Annotated in this window: 16 protein-coding genes; 1 reads left to right on the top strand and 15 read right to left on the bottom strand. The window is 65.8% G+C overall.

The window, feature by feature from the left end:
• Positions 1-23: 23 nt before the first annotated feature.
• The 15 genes from XH79_RS31805 to XH79_RS31875 form a co-directional block, all read right to left on the bottom strand.
• The gene (locus XH79_RS31805) at positions 24-671 is read right to left on the bottom strand and encodes a pyroglutamyl-peptidase I (RefSeq protein ID WP_271584222.1); all 648 of its coding nucleotides are present in this window, start codon (positions 669-671) and stop codon (positions 24-26) included.
• Positions 668-1,657, bottom strand: a complete 990-nt coding sequence (meaB, locus tag XH79_RS31810) for a methylmalonyl Co-A mutase-associated GTPase MeaB (RefSeq protein WP_271584223.1) — start codon at positions 1,655-1,657, stop codon at positions 668-670. The genes XH79_RS31805 and meaB overlap by 4 nt, the downstream gene beginning before the upstream one ends.
• Positions 1,658-1,708: 51 nt before the next feature.
• Positions 1,709-3,220 carry a tripartite tricarboxylate transporter permease gene (locus XH79_RS31815; protein ID WP_271584224.1) on the bottom strand — a complete coding sequence of 504 codons (1,512 nt, stop codon included), beginning with the start codon at positions 3,218-3,220 and terminating at the stop codon, positions 1,709-1,711.
• Positions 3,221-3,224: 4 nt separating this feature from the next.
• A complete protein-coding gene (locus XH79_RS31820) occupies positions 3,225-3,716 on the bottom strand; it encodes a tripartite tricarboxylate transporter TctB family protein (RefSeq protein ID WP_212343777.1) in 492 nt (163 codons plus the stop codon).
• A 122-nt stretch (positions 3,717-3,838) separates the two neighbouring features.
• Positions 3,839-4,831: a tripartite tricarboxylate transporter substrate binding protein gene (locus XH79_RS31825; protein WP_212343778.1), complete on the bottom strand. Its 993-nt coding sequence runs from the start codon at positions 4,829-4,831 to the stop codon at positions 3,839-3,841.
• Between the two features lie 131 nt (positions 4,832-4,962).
• Positions 4,963-5,715 (bottom strand): RsiV family protein, encoded by a 753-nt coding sequence (locus XH79_RS31830; protein WP_271584352.1) that lies wholly within the window; start codon positions 5,713-5,715, stop codon positions 4,963-4,965.
• Between the two features lie 52 nt (positions 5,716-5,767).
• Positions 5,768-6,064: a nucleotidyltransferase family protein gene (locus XH79_RS31835; protein WP_212343779.1), complete on the bottom strand. Its 297-nt coding sequence runs from the start codon at positions 6,062-6,064 to the stop codon at positions 5,768-5,770.
• A gap of 36 nt (positions 6,065-6,100) precedes the next feature.
• Complete coding sequence (gene scpA / locus XH79_RS31840; RefSeq protein ID WP_271584225.1) at positions 6,101-8,257, bottom strand: methylmalonyl-CoA mutase; 2,157 nt, start codon at positions 8,255-8,257, stop codon at positions 6,101-6,103.
• A gap of 338 nt (positions 8,258-8,595) precedes the next feature.
• Positions 8,596-9,060: a GFA family protein gene (locus XH79_RS31845; protein WP_271584226.1), complete on the bottom strand. Its 465-nt coding sequence runs from the start codon at positions 9,058-9,060 to the stop codon at positions 8,596-8,598.
• Positions 9,057-10,928, bottom strand: a complete 1,872-nt coding sequence (locus XH79_RS31850; protein WP_271584227.1) for a methylmalonyl-CoA mutase subunit beta — start codon at positions 10,926-10,928, stop codon at positions 9,057-9,059. The genes XH79_RS31845 and XH79_RS31850 overlap by 4 nt, the downstream gene beginning before the upstream one ends.
• An 81-nt stretch (positions 10,929-11,009) precedes the next feature.
• Complete coding sequence (gene folK / locus XH79_RS31855; protein WP_212343792.1) at positions 11,010-11,501, bottom strand: 2-amino-4-hydroxy-6-hydroxymethyldihydropteridine diphosphokinase; 492 nt, start codon at positions 11,499-11,501, stop codon at positions 11,010-11,012.
• Position 11,502: 1 nt separating this feature from the next.
• Positions 11,503-11,871, bottom strand: coding sequence for a dihydroneopterin aldolase (gene folB, locus XH79_RS31860; RefSeq protein WP_080136778.1), 369 nt, complete (start codon positions 11,869-11,871; stop codon positions 11,503-11,505).
• Complete coding sequence (gene folP, locus XH79_RS31865; protein WP_212343793.1) at positions 11,868-12,728, bottom strand: dihydropteroate synthase; 861 nt, start codon at positions 12,726-12,728, stop codon at positions 11,868-11,870. Before folP ends, folB begins: the two co-directional genes overlap by 4 nt.
• A gap of 236 nt (positions 12,729-12,964) precedes the next feature.
• Entirely contained in the window at positions 12,965-13,372 is a 408-nt protein-coding gene (locus tag XH79_RS31870; protein WP_212343794.1) for a DUF4332 domain-containing protein, read from the bottom strand.
• A 24-nt stretch (positions 13,373-13,396) separates the two neighbouring features.
• Positions 13,397-13,762, bottom strand: a complete 366-nt coding sequence (locus XH79_RS31875) for a DUF2267 domain-containing protein (protein ID WP_271584228.1) — start codon at positions 13,760-13,762, stop codon at positions 13,397-13,399.
• Positions 13,763-14,111: 349 nt separating this feature from the next.
• Between XH79_RS31875 and XH79_RS31880 the strand changes: the two genes are divergently transcribed.
• The gene (locus XH79_RS31880; protein WP_271584229.1) at positions 14,112-15,734 is read left to right on the top strand and encodes a helicase HerA-like domain-containing protein; all 1,623 of its coding nucleotides are present in this window, start codon (positions 14,112-14,114) and stop codon (positions 15,732-15,734) included.
• Positions 15,735-15,885 lie beyond the last annotated feature (151 nt).

Below are 15,885 nucleotides of genomic sequence, written 5' to 3' on the forward strand. Positions count from 1 at the left end.
GGATTACGCTTCGCTAATCCACCCTACGAAGCGCGCCGCTTCCTTGCCAACCCCACCATCTCCATCAGCATCGCTTCCCCCGCATCCACCAGCTCCTCCAGCGTGATGCGCGGCGCGCCCTTGCGACGCACGGCGCCACTGCGTGCCAGCAGGGGAATATGGATGAACGCCGCGAGCCCCGGGCCGCCGGCCCTGACGTTCTCGATCGCACGCCAGCTCAGATAATTGCAGAGATAGGCGCCGGCATCGCGCGAGGGGCGCGCGTCGATGCCGGTGAGGCGCGCGGCGCGCAGCAGCCTTGCCGTGTGCGGGCCGAACATCATCGCGTCGGCATGGCCGGCGATGCCGCGCTTGCTCGAGCGGGTGTTGGCGGCGTCGGGCCAGAGCATGGTGACCGCATTGCGCGCGCGGGTCTCGATGCGCAGGTAAGGCGTGCGTGCGGCGAGGCCGAACATCAACAGCGCGTCGGGCCTTTGCGCCGCGAGCACCTTGGGCAATTGCCGGTCGACCGCGGCATAGGTCACCGGAAAGATGTGGCTCGACAGCGCGACATCGTCGAGCGCCGGCCGGCGCAGCCGTGTCAGCCGTGTCACCAGCGGCTGGGTCGGATTATAGGGCGCGCCGGGGAAGGGCCCGAAACCGGTGAGGAGAATGCGGAGCTTGTCGCTCATTGCAGCAACTCCAGGATCTGCTCGGCGGCGAGCGCCGGCGTGAGATGGCCATCGGCGACTTCAGTCTCGATCTTGCGAACCTTGGTGCGGACCGAGGCCTCGCTGCGCAGCCGCGCCAGCATGCGCTGCTCCAGCATCGACCACATCCATTTCACCTGCTGCTCGCGCCGCCGCGCCGCGAAATCGCCGGAGGCATTCATCGCCTTGCGGTGATCCAGAACTTTCTGCCAGATCTTTGCGATGCCGTCGCCGGTCAGCGCCGAATAGGTCTCGACCGGCGGATGCCAGTGTTCGGACCGCGGCGCCAAGATATGCAGCGCGCCGCGATAGTCGGCGGCGGTGATCTTTGCGCGCTTGAGGTTGTCGCCGTCGGCCTTGTTGATCGCGATCATGTCGGCGAGCTCGACCAGGCCCTTCTTGATGCCCTGCAGCTCGTCGCCGCCGCCCGGCAGCATCAGGGCGAGGAAGAAGTCGGTCATGTCGCAGACCGCGGTCTCGGACTGGCCGATGCCGACAGTCTCGACCAGTACGACACCGAAGCCGGCGGCCTCGCACAGCAGCATCGCCTCGCGCGTCTTGGCGGCGACGCCGCCGAGCGTGCCCGAGGACGGCGAGGGGCGGATGAAGGCATCGTCGGAGGCCGCGAGGCGCGCCATCCGCGTCTTGTCGCCGAGGATCGAGCCGCCGCTGCGTGCCGAGGACGGATCCACTGCAAGCACCGCGACCTTGTGGCCCTGCTCGATCAGATAGGTCCCGAGCGCATCGACGGTGGTGGACTTGCCGACGCCGGGCGAGCCTGTGATGCCGACGCGGAACGCCTTGCCGGTGTCGGGCAGAAGCTTCTGCACCAGCTCCCGCGCCAGCGCCTGATGGTCGGCGCGACGGCTCTCCACCAGCGTGATGGCCCGGGCGAGGGCCGCGCGATGGCCGGCGCGCAGGTCGCGGGCGAGGGTCTTGATGTCGAGCGAGGCCTTCTTCTCAGTCATGACCTGCTTTACAACGCCCGGGCGGGGCAGGCGAGGCCCGCCCGCCCGATATCACCGGGTCGTTGCCGCGACTGTCTGCGCCGGCTTCACCTTCCGCCACACCCACACCATCACCGGCCAGAGCAGGGCGCCGATCGCCATGGCGGCGAGGATCGCCGCGACGGGGCGCTCGAAGAACGGCAGGATGCTGCCGTCGGACTTGATCAGCGAGGTGACGAAGGCCTGCTCGACCATGGTGCCCATGACGATGCCGAGCACCATCGCGGCGACCGGATAGCCGTTGGCTTCCATGACGTAGCCGATCACGCCGAAGGCGGCGACGGTGACCACGCCGAACATGTTGTTGCCGATCGCGAACGAGCCGACGGCGCAGCACAGCATGATGATCGGCATCACGGTCGAGCGCGGCGCCAGCAGGATGTAGGCCGCGACGCGGATCATGGCGATGCCGAGCGGGATCATCAGGATGTTGGCGATGATGAACATGAGATAGATCGCGTACATGCTCGACGCCTTCTCGGTGAACAGCGTCGGGCCCGGATTGAGGCCCTTCATGTAGAGCACGCCGATCGCGATCGCGGCGATGGTGTCGCCAGGGATGCCGAACAGCAGCGAGGGCACCCAGCCGGAGGCGATGCTGGCATTGTTGCTGGCGCCGGCCTCGACCAGGCCTTCGACATGGCCGGTGCCGAACTTTTCCTTCTCCTTGGAGAAACGCTTGGACATCGCGTAGGAGACCCACGCCGCCATGTCGGCGCCGGCGCCGGGCAGCACGCCGATGATGATGCCGACGATGTTCCCGCGCGTCATCTGCCAGTGATAGAGCTTCGTCAGCTTCCACTGCCCGGCCATGATGCTTCCGAATTTTCGTCGCGGCAGCGGCGGCGGTTCGGGCGTCAGCATCGCGCGCATCACCTGCGCCACCGCGAATACGCCGACCAGGGCCGGGATCGGCTCGATGCCGCCGAACAGGTCGGTGATCCCGAAGGTGAAGCGCGGCACGCCGCCGGGGTTCTCGATGCCGATGCAGGAGACCAGCAGGCCGATGAACATGCCGGCGATCGCCTTCACCGGCGAGGAGCGCGCGACCAGCGTGGCGCACATCAGGCCGAGCAGGGCGAGCCAGAAATATTCGAAGGTCGAGAACGATAGCGCGATCTCGGCGAGCGGCGGCGCCAGGATCATCAGCGACAGCACGCCGGCGATGCCGCCGACCGCGGAGAACCACACGCCGGCACCGAGCGCGAGCTCGGCCTGGCCCTTGCGCGTCATGGCATAGGCTTCGTCCGCATAGGCGGCGGAGGCGGGCGTGCCGGGAATGCGCAAGAGCGCGCCGGGGATGTCGCCGGAGAAGATCGCCATCGAGGATGCCGCCACGATGGTCGCGATCGCCGCGATCGGCGACAGGTAGAAGGTGACGGGGACGAGCAGGGCGGTCGCCATTGTCGCCGACAGGCCCGGCAGCGAGCCGATGACGAGGCCGTACACGGAGGCCGCAAACATCGCGATGATGACCTCCCAGGTGGAGATCAGCGCGAGGGCGTCAAGCAGGGTTTTCAGCATGGGATTACCAGGGCGTCGGCAACAGGCCGGCGGGCAGCGGCACGCGCAGGAGCTTGCCGAAGATGAGGTGGATGGCGAAGGGCGACAGCGCGGCGAGCGGCAGCGCCAGCTTCCATTTCGCCCCGAGCGCGGTCGAGGTGACATAGACCATGATCGCGGCCGTGATGATGAAGCCGAGCCGGTCGGCGGCAAAGACGTAGAACAGCAGCAGCGCCGGCGGCAGCAGCGCGCGCAGCCCGTACAGCTTTCCCTGCGGCGGCGGGGCAGCGGCCTGGCCGTCCTCGAGCGGGACCAGCTCTTCCTCCTCCTCGAAGGAATGCCCGATGCCGAACACGATCGCGGCCCCGCACAGTGCGAGGCCCGTGCCGATCACCAGCGGAAACACGTTGGGGCCGACCGGCTGTCCCGGCACCGGGGGCAGGATGTAGCCGCCATAGGCGGCAGCCGCGCCGAGCACGACGAGAAACGATCCCGTGACGGAGTCGGGAAGACGCATGGGAGGGGTCCTGTGGGGTTTCTTCTCCCTCTCCCCGTTCTTACGGGGAGAGGGTTGGGGTGAGGGGACTTTCCGCGCTGATGGTGAGAGTTGAAGTCGCGGAGATCCCTCTCACCCGAACATCAAGCCTTGCTCAAACCCGCGGCCTTCATCGCTTCGCCCATCTGGGCGTCGCCCTTGTCCATGAAGCTGGCAAACTGGCCGGCATCGCCCCACACGGTGCCGAAGCCGCGGTTGCTCATGAAGTCCTTGAACTCGGCGGAGTCGTAGACCTTCTTCAGCGCCGCGGTGAGCTTGGTGGCGATCTCCGGCGGCAGGTTCTTGGGCGCGCCGATGCCGCGCCAGGCGCCGGTCGCGTAGTCGATGCCCATCGCCTCCTTCAGCGTCGGCACGTCCTTGAAGATCGGGTTGCGCGCCGGCGCCATGATGGCGAGGCTCCTGGCCTTGCCGGCCTCGATGATGGCGCGCGCCTCCGGCACCGAGCAGGTGGTGAGGTCGAGGCCGCCGGCGGCGAGATCCTGCATCGCAGGGGCCGCGCCGTTCGAGGGCACCCAGGCGACCTGGTTGGCGGGCAGGCCCATCGCCTGCATCCAGCCGACCAGCGCCAGGTGCCAGATGCCGCCCTGGCCGGTGCCGGAGGCCTTGAACTTGCCGGGAGGGGCCGCCTTGATCGCCTCGGCGAGCTCCTTCACCGTCTTGTAAGGCGAGGAGGAGGAGACCTGGATGCCAGGCGGATCCTCGTTCATCAGCGCCAGCGGGGTGTAGCTCTTCGGCGTCAGCTCAGTGAGGCCCTGCCAGTGCATCATCGAGATCTCGACCGTGAGCATGCCGATGGTGTAGCCGTCGGGCTGCGCGGTCGCGATCGCGCTGTGGCCGACCACGCCGGAGCCACCGGTGCGGTTGACGACGTTGAAGGGCTGGCCGAGGTCTTTTTCCAGCAGAGCTGCGACAATGCGCGCGGTGGCGTCCGTGCCGCCGCCCGCGCCCCAGGGCACGATCACGGTGACCGGCCGGGCCGGATAAGCCTGCGCCAGTGCCGGCTTGAAGCCGAATGCGGCGGATGCTGCAACCGCAGCGGTCGAGGCCGCAAAGGTGCGGCGCGAAATCTTGGACATGAATGCCTCCCAGCGGCGCCCGTAACACCGGGCGCTCTTGTCAATGGCGGCATTCTAGTCGGCTTTGCAGCGCGGCTGCAAGGTAGCGCTACCACCGCGCTGTGAGCAACGCGGTGCTGCTCAAAACATGATCACTGCGGCTCGTCCGCATCGCCCTTCGGGCGTGCGCCGCCGAAGACGCGCACGCCTTCCGCGGTGAGGTAGGACTTCAGCGTCTCCCACGGCACGAATGCGACATATTCGCCCTCGGCGTAGGGGCCGACCGCGTAAGGCGGATAGTGGAAGGTGAGCCCGGAGCTCTTGCCCGCCTCGGTCGACGGGGCGAGCGTCACCGCGCCGATCCTGAGCAGGCTCGGCTCCACGCCCTTGAACCATTCGTCGGGAGCGGTCTCGCTGGTGTCGCGCTTCTTCTTCTCGATTTTCAGCGACGCGATCACGGCTTTCACCATCGCCTTCATCGTCGGGCCGTTGTCGGCGGTCTCGGTGAAGAACGGGCGGATCGAGATGCGCTTGCCTTCGGCCTTATCCCACAGGATCGTATTCACGTCCGAGTTGGGGTGGGCGCCATGGGTGTCCATGTAGTCGTTGCGCAGGAGGCTGACATAGCGGTCGGCGACGACCGAACGGATCGCATATTTGCGCTCGAAATCCCAGCCGCCGCCCTTGAAGAGCTGCGGATCCTCTTTGCGCGAGGCGGCCGCCTCGGCCGCGTTCTTGTCGAGCCACTTCCTGGCCTCGGTCAGGCAATCCGCCGCCAGCGCCGCCTCGGCCTTGATCCTGTCGTCGAGGAAGACGCGCGCTTCGATACTCCTGGTCTTGACGACGGCATCGGGCTTGGGGTCGGCGGCGAAAGCCGTTGTTGCGCACGTTGCGATAAGCGCCATCGCAACGCTCAAGCTGGTGATGAATTTCAAGGGAAGTGTTCCTGCGTGGGCGTCAGAATATTTCGAAAATGTCGCCCGCAATGCGCTCCACAAAGCGAGGTGAAATGGAGTGCCGGACGGTCGCCTGCGTCTGCAAGCCAGTCGCATCCTCGATGATCTGCTCGACATCGATCAAATTGAGCAGCGAGAAGGATGTCTCCGGTTCGACCTCGACAAGGACGTCGATGTCATCGTCCGGGCGGTAATCCTCATTGGCGCGTAAACCCAATACGGCAAGCTTCGACACGCCCTTGCCCTTGATGGCATCTGCGTTCTTGCGTATCGCAGCGACGATCTCGTCACGTGTCATGACACAATCTGGCCGGTTACGCGGCCAGTCTAGCATTTACTCCGCCGCCTCGCTATGCCCGAGCCGCGCGTTCAGCTTCCGGATCAGCTCCTCGGCCGCATCCGAGATCACGGTGCCGGGTGGGAAGATGGCCTCGGCGCCGGCCGCGTAGAGCGCGTCGTAATCCTGCGGCGGCACCACGCCGCCGACGATGATCATGATGTCGTCGCGGCCCTGCTTCTTCAGCGCGGCCTTCAGCTCCGGTACGGCGGTGAGGTGGGCGGCGGCCAGCGAGGAGACGCCGAGGATGTGCACGTCGTTCTCGACCGCCTGCCGCGCGGCTTCGTCGGCTGTCGCGAACAGCGGTCCGATGTCGACGTCGAAGCCGATATCGGCGAAGGCCGAAGCGATCACCTTCTGGCCGCGGTCGTGGCCGTCCTGGCCGATCTTGGCGACCAGGATGCGTGGACGGCGGCCTTCGGCCTCCTCGAAGGCGTCGATCAGCGCCTGAACTTTCTCGACCTGGTTGCCCATGCTGGACGCCTCCCGCTTGTAGACGCCGGTGATGGATTTTATTTCGGCGCGGTGGCGGCCGAACACTTTCTCCATTGCGTCAGAGATTTCGCCGACGGTTGCCTTTGCCCGTGCCGCGTCGATCGCGAGCGCGAGCAAATTGCCGTTGCCTTCGCCGGCCGAGCGCGTGATCGCGGCGAGCGCGGCATCGACGTCCTTCTGGTTGCGCTCGGACTTCAGCCGCGTCAGCTTGTCGATCTGCAAGCGACGGACATTGGTGTTGTCGACCTTCAGGATCTCGATCGGGACCTCGTCGGTCGGCTTGTACTTGTTGACGCCGATCACCGCCTGCTTGCCGGCATCGATGCGCGCCTGGGTCTTGGCCGAGGCCTCCTCGATGCGCAGCTTGGGCACACCGGCCTCGATGGCCTTGGCCATGCCGCCGAGCTCCTCGACCTCCTGGATGTGGCCCCACGCCTTGGCCGCGAGGTCGCGCGTGAGCCGCTCGACGTAGTAAGAGCCGCCCCAGGGATCGATGATGCGGGTGGTGCCGCTCTCCTGCTGCAGGAACAGCTGAGTGTTGCGGGCGATGCGTGCCGAGAAGTCGGTCGGCAGCGCCAGCGCCTCGTCGAGCGCATTGGTGTGCAGCGACTGGGTGTGGCCTTGGGTGGCCGCCATCGCCTCCACCGTCGTGCGCATCACGTTGTTGAAGACGTCCTGTGCGGTCAGCGACCAGCCGGAGGTCTGGCTATGCGTGCGCAGCGAGAGCGAGCGCGGATCTTTCGGATTGAACGGTTTGAGCAGCTTCGCCCAGAGCAGGCGCGCGGCGCGCAGCTTGGCGACTTCCATGAAGAAGTTCATGCCGATCGCCCAGAAGAACGACAGCCGCGGTGCGAAGCGGTCGACGTCGAGGCCCGCGGCGAGACCGGCACGCAGATATTCGACGCCATCGGCGAGCGTATAGGCGAGCTCGAGGTCCTGCGTCGCGCCGGCCTCCTGCATGTGATAGCCGGAGATCGAGATCGAATTGTATTTCGGCATCTTCTGCGAGGTGTAGGCGAAGATGTCCGAGATGATCCGCATCGAAGGCGCGGGCGGATAGATGTAGGTGTTGCGCACCATGAACTCTTTCAGAATGTCGTTCTGAATGGTGCCCGAGAGCTTTTCCGGTGGCACGCCCTGTTCCTCGGCGGCCGCGACGTAGAGCGCGAGGATCGGCAGCACAGCGCCGTTCATGGTCATGGACACGCTCATCTGGTCGAGCGGAATCCCCGCGAACAGCGTGCGCATGTCGTAGATGGAATCGATGGCGACGCCGGCCATGCCGACATCGCCGCCGACGCGCGGATGGTCAGAATCGTAGCCGCGATGAGTGGCGAGGTCGAAGGCGACCGAGAGGCCCTTCTGCCCGGCCGCGAGGTTGCGGCGGTAGAACGCGTTGGAATCCTCCGCCGTCGAGAAGCCGGCATATTGCCTGACGGTCCAGGGCTGGTTGACATACATGGTCGGGTAGGGGCCGCGCAGATAGGGCGCGATGCCGGGATAGGTCTCGAGGAAGTCGAGCCCGGCGACATCGGCCTCACCATAGGCGGGCTTCACCAGAATGCCCTCGGGCGTCAGCCACGGCTCGGCGCTGCCGGTTGGTGCGGCGGTGGTGCCACGCTCGAATGCGATTTCAGCGAAATTGGGAATGCGGCTCATTCCTTGAGTCCCTAAACCTGTCTTTGCTTGTCCGACGGCGAACCAGCTGTCCTCAATTTTACAATCCGGGCTTCACACTCTGCAAGGCGTCGAAGTACTTGAGGCTCTCCTGCGGGGCGGCCGGCAAATGTCGGTGCAATAAGAGCTCCAACTAGATCCGAGAGGGTAAACTCAAAGCCGAATACCGACCATGGCTTTGCATCGTCCTTGCTCTCCGAGTATGCCGGCCCGCGCTGGTAGGCTACCACGGCAAGCAACCGATCGCGTTCCGCCTCGAGAGTAGCAAGTTCTTCCTGCGCATCCACGATTGCACGTGCTCCTCGCGCCTCATCATTCGCTCAATCATGATCCGGATGCTGATGGCTGACGATGGTCGCCATCTTCTCCGGGCCGTAGTTCTGTTGTGTGGTCTGGCTCGGCAGGTTGGCGATGCCCACCACCCAGCCGAGCCGGGATTCGGTGCCATATTGCCGTGTCGGCACCACGTGGTCCGGCCGGTCGAAGGCGCCGGTCATGATCTCGATGCGCGGGCCATCGATGCGGCGGAAGCTCAGGGGCGTGCCGCAGGCGGCGCAGAAATCGCGCATCGCGATCGACGAGGATTGGAACGCCGATGGCGTACCCTTGGTCCAGGCAAAGTCCGTCTTCTCGATATCGGCGAAGGAGGCGAACGGCGCGCCGCTGGCCTTCTGGCACATCCGGCAGTGGCAGATCGAAATCTTGTTCGGCGTCGCCGTCAGCGCAAAGCGCACCGCGCCGCATTGGCAGCCACCGGTGAGAACGGGTTTGCTGGTCTCGGTCATGCCATTTCCATCCGTCGATAGGCGTCTTGCAGCGTGGCAAGCGCATCGCCCCCGGCGAAGACAAAACCCGTGACGCCGGCGGCCCGTAGCGCCGCCTCGGCATTAGTCGGGCGGCCTGCCAGATAGATATGTCGCCCGCCGGCCGATTGCAGGGCCTTCGCCGCAGCTTCGGCGTGTTCCGCATAGACCTTGTCGCTGGAACAAAGGCAGGCAAGCGCGGCGCCGGAGGCCTTGAAGGCGGCGGCCAGCTTGGCCGGATCGATAAAACCCTCGCTGTCGACGGCCTGGATGCCGCCGGCCTCGAAGAAGCTCTTCGCAAAGGTCGCGCGCGCGGTGAAATCGGTGGGTGTGCCGAGATTGGCCAAGAACACCTTTGGCCGCGCGCCGCGCGCCTTCAGCGCCGCATCGGACTTGTCACGCAGCGCCTCGAACGGCTCTGCCAGCCGGATCGGCGGCAGCGCCTCGAACTTGTATTTCTGCTCGCCGTACGGCGCGAGCGTAACAGGCGTTGCTTTCAGCACCGCCGTCTCGCTCTCATGCAGGTTCGGAAACTCGCTGGCGCCGGTCAGAATGTCGCGGCGCTTGGCGATGTTGGCATCGCGCGCCTTGCGCGCGGCTGCGACCTTGCCCTGGAACAGGCTCTGCTGGAGCGCTGCGAAGGCGCCGCCGGCGCTCTCGCTCTCCTGGAACAGCGCCCACGCCGCTTCGCACAGCTGCGCCGTCAGCGTCTCGATGCCGCCGGCGCCGGCCGCGGGATCGCTGACCTTGGCGAGATTGCTCTCCTCCAGCAGCAGGAGCTGCGTGTTGCGCGCCACGCGCCGCGCAAACGGATCGGGCAGGCCGAGTGCCAGCGTGTGCGGCAGCACGGTGATGGCATTGGCGCCGGCGAGTCCCGCCGCGAACGTCGCCATGGTCGCGCGCAGCATGTTCACGTAAGGGTCGCGCTGCGTCAGCATGCGCCACGCCGTATCGGCGGCAATGAACAGCGGCTTTGGCGCGAGCCCGCAAGCCGTCTCGATGCGCGCCCACAACAGGCGCAGCGCGCGGAATTTGGCCATGGTCAGGAACTGGTCGGCATCCGCGGCAAGCCGCGCATAGACCATGGCCTGCGCGGCTTCCAGCGGAACGCCTGCGCCTTCGATCGCGCGCAGATACGCGACGCCGCAGGCGAGCACGAAGGCGAGCTCCTGCACCTCGGAGCCACCGGCATCGTGGATCACGCGTCCGTCGGCGGAGGCAAACGGCCCCTTGAAGCCGAGCGCGGCGAGACCCTTGATGGCACCGGTGACGGCGGGAACGATCTCCTCCCACGTATAAGGGCTGTGGCCCCACACCGCGCCGGCCGCGAGCGGATCGAGCCCGAAGCGGATGTTGCAGGCGGCGGGATCGAGACCGTTGCTCTTCACATATTCCGCGACATGGATCGCCGCCATCCGCGATTGCGGACCGATCTGGAGCTCGATACCGATGCCGGCATCGAGATGGATGTCCTTCAGGACCTTTGCGACCGCATCGGCCGTAGGTTCCAGGCCGAAACCGCGAGCGCCGTTGGCGCCGGCGAACACCAACGCGAGCCCCGTCGCGCCGTTCTCCAGATCCTGCAAGGCCTGCGCATTCGCGAGCGCGGCGTCGGGATGGTCGATCCGCTGCACGATCTGCCACGGCGCCGCCGCCGGCCGGCCCGCCACGGGCGCAACGCCACTGGCGCGCGGATAGAGCGGATCGATCTTGATTCCGTCATAGGTCTTGCCGACCAGCTTCTCGAACGGCGCGCCCTTCAGCACGCCGTCGACCAGCTTGCGCCAGTCTTCGACGGTGGCCTTGGGAAAATCCGCCGCCAGCGGCAGGTCGTCAGTCACGGAGGTCATGCGGCGAGGGGCTCCCGAAAATCTTGTTATTCGCAGGCGAAATTGCCACGGCGGACCGTCCCTGCAAACGGTTGTTTTTGGTTAACCGGTATCCGGAAGCCGCTCAATGCCTTGCGTCGAGACGCTGGCAAGCCCGTCACGCACACGAATGCCCGAGATCACGCGGTCCGGCGCGATTTCGGCCAGCGGCACCAGCACGAAGGCGCGCTCGAACAGGCGCGGATGCGGCAGCGTGAGGTCGGGCTTCTGCAAGCTGACATCGTCATAGGCGATCATGTCGAGATCGAGCGTGCGCGGGCCCCAGGGCCGCTCCTTGGCTCGCGTGCGGCCGAATTTCTGCTCGACCTTCTGCATCACGAACAGCAGCGCATGCGGATCGAGGCTGGTCTCGATCTCGACGCAGGCATTGATGAAGGGGGCCTGGTCCTCGTCGCCCCAGGGCGGCGTCGCATAGTCCGAGGAGCGCGCGATCAGTGCGGCCTGCGCCATGCCGCAGATGTGCGAGATCGCCTTTTTGAACGTCGCGCGGACATCGCCGACATTGCCACCCAGTGCGATCAGCACGTTTCCCATGTCACGGATGCCGCGAGCGCGTCAGCATGATGCCGACATCGTCGAAGATCGCCGCGATCGGCGCGTGCGGCTTGTGCACGGTGATCTTCACCGCACGGATGCGCGGGAAGTGCGACAGGATGGCGTCGGCGACCGCGCCGGCCGCGCCTTCCAGCAGCTTGTAATTGGTGTTCTTGAACGCCGCCGTCGTGGTCGCCACGACTTCGGCGTAGGACACCGTGTCGGCGAGCCGGTCGGTGCGCGAAGGCTCCGACAGGTCGGTGTAGAGTTCGAGGTCGATGACGAAGCGCTGGCCGACTTCGGTTTCATGATCCATCACACCATGGCGCGCATGGATCGACAGGCCGGTCACGAAGATCGTATCGGTCATTGCTTGCTCTCGATTGCGTGTGCCACCCGCAGGGCCTGCAAGGTCTCGGCGACGTCGTGGGTCCGGATGATTTTGGCGCCGCGCTGCGCGGCGATCAGATGCGCGGCGATCGAGCCGGCGAGCCGCTCCGATGGCTCCGACGGCGACACCGAGGCGATGAAGCGTTTTCGCGAGGCACCAACCAGGATCGGCAGGCCGAACCTGTCGAGCTCGCGCAGCCGGGCCAGTGCGATCATGCTCTGCTCGGCCGTCTTGCCAAAGCCGATGCCGGGATCGAGCACGATTTTTTCGCGCGCGATGCCGGCTTTTGCGGCGATATCCAGCGAGCGCAGGAAGAATGCTTTCATGTCCGCGACGATGTCGATGGCGGGATCGACGCTGTCGCGGTTGTGCATGACGATGACGGGGACGCCCTTTGCTGCGATCAGCGGCGCCATGTCGGCGTCGCGTTGCAGGCCCCAGACGTCGTTTGCGATCACCGCGCCCTGGTCGAGCGCGAATTGCACCACCTCGGCCTTCATGCTGTCGATCGACACGGGAACGCCGAGCGCGACGACGCCTGACAGCACCGGCTTCAGCCGGGCAAGCTCGTCCGCGGCCGTGACGGCCTTGGCACCGGTGTAGGGCCGGGTGGATTCGGCGCCGATATCGATGATGTCGACGCCAGCCTCCATCATCGCCCGCGCCCGCTTCAGCGCCTGTTCCGGCGTGATGAATTTTCCGCCGTCGGAGAAGGAATCCGGGGTGACGTTGAGCACGCCCATCACCGCCGGGATCGGCCGGCCCACGAGCGTCCGCAGCGCATCAGGCCCGGCCGAGCCGGCCGGCGCGACGGATGGGGAGGGCGAGGCATTCATGCGCGTGGGATTGCGCTGTCGGGGAGGGGGAGTCAAGCCGGGATTGGGGGCGTCGATGGCTACGGCACTCTCTCACCGTCACCCTGAGGTGGCCGCTTCTTCAGCGGCCCTCGAAGGGCGACGGCCCGGCTGTTGCGGCGCGCTGCTGCATCTCGGCCGCTCATCCTTCGATGCTCCCCATGGGACGCGTTGCGTCCCATGCCTCGCACCTCAGGATGACGGAGAGAGTAAATGGCCTAATACGTGATCTTCGGCGGCAGCTTCTTGGCCTTGGCGATGATGTCGCCGACCGACTTCTCCGACGGCAGGATGCGGACGAGCTTCTTCTTCTCGTTGGCCTCGCGCATGCTCTGGGCGAGCCTCGCCGGATTTCGATAGGAGAGCTCGCGCACGGTGGTGACGCCGGCGGCGCGGACCAGGCCGACCTTGGCCCGGCCCATGCCGGGGATGCGCATGTAGTCGGAGACGTTGGCCCATTCCAGCAGCAGTTGCTCGCTGATGCCGGTCTTGGCGGACAGCGCCTTGCGGCCCTTCACGGTCGAGGCGGCCTCGAGCAGCGCCTCGGTCGTGCGGATACCCTGCGCCTTCAGCTTGTTGGCGGCAAAGGCGGGCAGGCCCTCAATCTCGGAGATCGGATATGTCATGATGCTCGATATGAAAAGCGTCGCTCAGGCGAACTGGCTGAGGCCCGGCGTCCCCGCGATGATCTTGCCCATCTGATCCGCTCCGATTTTGTCTCGGCCGTAGCGGAAAAGTTCACGGGCAATGGTCTGAATCTCGGACATGCCAAGACCCAGCCCCATCAGGCGCGTGCCGACGGCCATCAGGCCGCCGCCCATCAGCCGCGACAGTCCGCCGCCGCTCTTGGACGCCTCGATCGCCGCTTCCGCGCCGGGAATCTGATTGATGAGGGCTTCGACGTTCTCGGAAGGGCCCTCGCTGCGGAGAAAGCCCAGGATAATGCCGACGGTTTTTTCGGCGACAGCACTATCTATGCTGGCGTTCGTCGCCAGCCGCCCGATCAGCTCGTCCATATGGCCTGCCCCTCAGCCGGTTCACATGCCGGAGTATTGTTTTCGAAAATGATCTTGAGCCGGTGCGATGTGAAATACAAGCGATGAACGCGACGAACGATCCGATTCACTCCCGAACGCGCGAAAAGTGTTGCAGCGATGCACGAGCGGAGATGGAATCTGCAAGAAATTACCGCGGTGCGAACGCCTCGTTCCAACTTTCGGCTGATGTCGCCCGCTTGTTTCCGACAATGTCGCATGTTTGGGGCGCGTTGAACGGTTTTAATCGGCGCGCGACATGCGTTAAACTGCGGAACTGGCGCCTTTGGGTTTCAATACGCGAAACACGGCATAGAGATCAGAGAGAATAATGACGGCACAGGACAGCAAGCTCGGCGACACTGACGACAAGATCTTCGTCGGCAAGGGAGACGAGCAGGCATGGCTGACGCTGGCGCTGGCCAATCGCCATGGCCTCGTCACCGGCGCAACCGGAACCGGCAAGACGGTGTCGCTGCAAGTCATGGCGGAAGGATTTGCGCGCGCCGGTGTCCCGGTCTTCGCCTCCGACATCAAGGGCGATCTCTCCGGCATCTCCGAGGTCGGGGTGCCTAAGGACTTCATCGTCAAGCGCGCTTCCGAGATGGGGCTGAAATTCCAGCCCGACCAGTTCTCGACGGTGTTCTGGGACGTGTTCGGCGAGCAGGGCCATCCGGTGCGGGCGACCGTCACCGAGATGGGGCCGCTGCTGCTCGCGCGCATGCTCGACCTCAACGATGTGCAGGAAGGCGTGCTTAACGTCGCCTTCCGCGTCGCCGACGACAACGGGCTCACCCTCATCGACATGAAGGATCTGCGCGCGCTGCTCGACGCCATCGTGCCCGATAGCGGGAAGAAGGGGACGGATGCCGAGGAAAGCCCGCTTGGCGATATCAAGAAGGAGGCGCAGGGCTTCGGCAACGTCACCAAGGCCACGGTCGGCACCATCCAGCGCCAGCTCCTGGTGCTGGAGAATCAGGGCGGCAGCAAGTTCTTCGGCGAGCCGGCGCTGGCGCTGAAGGATTTCATGAAGACCGATCGCGACGGCCGCGGCATGGTCAACATCCTGGTCGCCGACAAGCTGCTGCAGAGCCCGCGGCTTTATGCGACATTCCTGTTGTGGATGCTGTCCGAGCTGTTCGAGGAGCTGCCCGAGGCCGGCGATCTGCCGAAGCCGAAGCTGGTGTTCTTCTTCGACGAGGCGCATCTGTTGTTCAACGACGCGCCCAAGGCGCTGATGGACAAGATCGAGCAGGTGGTACGTCTGATCCGCTCGAAGGGGGTGGGCGTCTACTTCGTGACGCAGAACCCGATCGACGTGCCGGACCGCGTGCTCGGCCAGCTCGGCAACCGCGTGCAGCATGCGCTACGCGCCTTCACCCCGCGTGACCAGAAGGCGGTTGCGGCCGCGGCCCAGACCTTCCGTCCCAACCCGAAGCTCGACACCGCCAAGGTGATCACGGAGCTCGGCAAGGGCGAGGCGCTGGTGTCCTTCCTCGAGGGCAACGGCACGCCGACGATGGTCGAGCGGGTGATGATCCGGCCACCCTCGGCCCGGATCGGGCCGATCACGCCGGAAGAGCGCAAGGCGATCATGGATGCGAGCCCAGTGAAGGGCAAATATGACACCGCCGTCGATGCCGAATCCGCCTACGAGATGCTTCAGAAGCGCATCGCCGGCACAGCGGCCACGACCGACGGTCCGGCCGGCGAAAGCGGAGGCGGCATCCTCGGCCAGATAGGCTCGATCGTCGGCACCATTTTCGGCACCAACGTCAAGCGCGGCCGCCTTTCGACCGGCCAGGTCATTGCGCGCGACGTGACGCGATCGGTCACCAACCAGGTGATCGGCGGGCTGGCCGCCAATGTCGGCAAGTCGATCGGCGGCCAGCTCGGCGGCTCGATCGGCCGTACCCTGGTCCGGGGTGCGCTCGGCGGGTTGCTTCGGAGATAGGCAGAGCGCCCTCTTGGGGGCAATCCGTGTTCGGTTGGCTTGACTTGCATGGTTCGAGACGCCCGCTGCGCGGGCTCCTCACCATGAGGGTCTGAGATTCTTGCCGCGAAACGAGACCTCATCCTGAGGAGCCCGCCGAAGGCGGGCATCT

It is taken from the genome of Bradyrhizobium sp. CCBAU 45389, assembly GCF_028128625.1.
In the GTDB taxonomy this organism is placed as follows: Bacteria; Pseudomonadota; Alphaproteobacteria; order Rhizobiales; family Xanthobacteraceae; genus Bradyrhizobium; species Bradyrhizobium liaoningense_B.

Coding starts and splice junctions, on each gene's coding strand:
- XH79_RS31805 (WP_271584222.1), bottom strand. CDS start 671: ATGAGCGACAAGCTCCGCATTCTCCTCACCGGTTTCGGGCCCTTCCCC.
- meaB (WP_271584223.1), bottom strand. CDS start 1,657: ATGACTGAGAAGAAGGCCTCGCTCGACATCAAGACCCTCGCCCGCGAC.
- XH79_RS31815 (WP_271584224.1), bottom strand. CDS start 3,220: ATGCTGAAAACCCTGCTTGACGCCCTCGCGCTGATCTCCACCTGGGAG.
- XH79_RS31820 (WP_212343777.1), bottom strand. CDS start 3,716: ATGCGTCTTCCCGACTCCGTCACGGGATCGTTTCTCGTCGTGCTCGGC.
- XH79_RS31825 (WP_212343778.1), bottom strand. CDS start 4,831: ATGTCCAAGATTTCGCGCCGCACCTTTGCGGCCTCGACCGCTGCGGTT.
- XH79_RS31830 (WP_271584352.1), bottom strand. CDS start 5,715: ATGGCGCTTATCGCAACGTGCGCAACAACGGCTTTCGCCGCCGACCCC.
- XH79_RS31835 (WP_212343779.1), bottom strand. CDS start 6,064: ATGACACGTGACGAGATCGTCGCTGCGATACGCAAGAACGCAGATGCC.
- scpA (WP_271584225.1), bottom strand. CDS start 8,257: ATGAGCCGCATTCCCAATTTCGCTGAAATCGCATTCGAGCGTGGCACC.
- XH79_RS31845 (WP_271584226.1), bottom strand. CDS start 9,060: ATGACCGAGACCAGCAAACCCGTTCTCACCGGTGGCTGCCAATGCGGC.
- XH79_RS31850 (WP_271584227.1), bottom strand. CDS start 10,928: ATGACCTCCGTGACTGACGACCTGCCGCTGGCGGCGGATTTTCCCAAG.
- folK (WP_212343792.1), bottom strand. CDS start 11,501: ATGGGAAACGTGCTGATCGCACTGGGTGGCAATGTCGGCGATGTCCGC.
- folB (WP_080136778.1), bottom strand. CDS start 11,871: ATGACCGATACGATCTTCGTGACCGGCCTGTCGATCCATGCGCGCCAT.
- folP (WP_212343793.1), bottom strand. CDS start 12,728: ATGAATGCCTCGCCCTCCCCATCCGTCGCGCCGGCCGGCTCGGCCGGG.
- XH79_RS31870 (WP_212343794.1), bottom strand. CDS start 13,372: ATGACATATCCGATCTCCGAGATTGAGGGCCTGCCCGCCTTTGCCGCC.
- XH79_RS31875 (WP_271584228.1), bottom strand. CDS start 13,762: ATGGACGAGCTGATCGGGCGGCTGGCGACGAACGCCAGCATAGATAGT.
- XH79_RS31880 (WP_271584229.1), top strand. CDS start 14,112: ATGACGGCACAGGACAGCAAGCTCGGCGACACTGACGACAAGATCTTC.